Source organism: Mesorhizobium sp. M2A.F.Ca.ET.037.01.1.1, from assembly GCF_003998075.1.
GTDB lineage: Bacteria > Pseudomonadota > Alphaproteobacteria > Rhizobiales > Rhizobiaceae > Mesorhizobium.
Genome location: NZ_RZSA01001133.1, coordinates 1 through 1933 on the forward strand (window position 1 = coordinate 1; position 1933 = coordinate 1933).

Below are 1933 nucleotides of genomic sequence, written 5' to 3' on the forward strand. Positions count from 1 at the left end.
ATACCGGCATGGCGGCTTTCGAGGTCGAAGGTCGGATCGTCTGGAACCAGCTGCTGGTCGCGGCATCGCTGGTCTCGGGTATATCACTTGCCGCGCTTTCGCTGTTTATCGTGCTGCGTCGCCCGTCGACCCTGGCGACAGTCGCCGGTGCCGTCCTGCTGACGCTGGCGATCTGCACGCTGCATTTCATCGCCATGGCCGCCGTCTCGATCTATCCGGATTCCTCGATCGAGATCTCGAAATTCACGATCGCTCCGATGTCGCAGGCTTTCGCAGCCGCGACGGCAAGCCTCGTCATCCTGGTGCTGGCGGCCACCGCGCTGTGGATCGATCTGCGCTTCCGCCGTCACAGGATCGAGGCGGAGCGCATGCACGGCCTCGCCAATGCTGCCGTCGAAGGCCTCATCGTCTGCGACGGCAACCGCATCGTCAGCGCCAACGACAGCATCGCGGCGCTGAGCGGCATCGCCGCCGGCGCGCTGAACACGATGAGGCTGGGCGAGCTGTTCGGCGAACGAATTGCGTCGGCCGTTGCCACCGGCAACGGACAGGCGCAGGAAGCCGACCTCCGCGGTCAGGACGACAGCCGGATACCGGTGGAGCTGATCGCCAGGAGAATCGATTATTGCGGCAAGCCGCATCTGGTCGTGGCCGTGCGCGACATACGCGAACGCAGGAAGGCCGAACAGGAGATCATGCGGCTTGCGAATTACGACCCGCTCACCGGCCTTGCCAACCGCCGTAGCTTCGCCAGCCGTCTGGAAGCCGAGATCGCCGCGTCCGCGCCAGATGGCAAAAGCAGTGGCAAAGGTAGCCAGCTGGCGCTCATGCTGCTCGACCTCGACCGGTTCAAGGAAGTGAACGACCTCTTCGGCCACGCCGCTGGCGACGCCGTGCTGCAAAAGGTGGCTCACTGCGCCTCCAGCGTGCTGCGCCACGGCCAGATGCTGGCCCGGCTTGGCGGCGACGAATTCGCCATCATCGCCCCCAACCTTCCTGACCCGCAGGCGGCGGGCCGCATAGCCGAGGCGGTGCTTTCGGCTCTGCGCCAGGAAAACCGGTTGTCGCCCGGCGGCATGGTGTCGGCCAGCATCGGCATCGCGCTTTACCCGCTCGATGCCGACGAACAGGCGGCGCTGGTCAGCCATGCCGACACCGCGCTTTATCGCGCCAAGGCCGAAGGCAAGGACACCTTCCGCTATTTCGAGGCCTCCATGGGTGCCGAGGCGCGCGACCGGCGCAGCCTGGAGCAGGATCTGCGCCAGGCAGTGGCGCGCGGCGAATTCCGGCTCGTCTATCAGCCGCAGAAGGAAATCAGCAGCGGCAGGATGATCGGCTTCGAAGCCCTGCTCCGCTGGCAGCATCCCGACCGCGGCGAGGTTCCGCCTTCGGTGTTCATCCCGGTGGCCGAGGATAGCGGTTCGATTGCCCAGATCGGCGAGTGGGTGCTGTCGACCGCCTGCGAGGAGGCCGCGACATGGAAGAACCCGCTGACGGTCGCTGTCAACGTCTCGGCGGTGCAGCTTCACAATCCAGATTTCAGCCGCAAGGTGCATGAGGTGCTGCTTCGCACCGGCCTGGCGGCGGGCCGGCTCGAGCTCGAGATCACCGAGACGGCGTTGGTGAAGGACATGCCGCGCGCGCTGGCCACCTTGCGTCAGATCAAGGCGCTGGGCGTACGCGTGGCGATGGATGATTTCGGCACCGGCTATTCCTCGCTCTCCAACCTGCGCGCCTTCCCCTTCGACAAGATCAAGATCGACGGGTCCTTCATCAAGTCGGTCGACCGCAACGGCCAGGTCGCGACCATCGTGCGCGCCGTGCTCGGCCTGGGGCGCGGCCTCGGCCTGCCGGTCCTGGCCGAAGGCGTCGAGACGCTCGACGAATTGCGCTTCCTCGATGCCGAGGATTGCGACATCGGCCAGGGATATTT

At 65.8% G+C, this 1933-nt stretch carries 1 protein-coding gene; it reads left to right on the plus strand.

Translation table 11 applies throughout. The features are described from left to right. The coding region (locus tag EOA27_RS34270; RefSeq protein ID WP_127258483.1) for an EAL domain-containing protein at positions 1-1933 on the plus strand (1933 nt) is incomplete at both ends.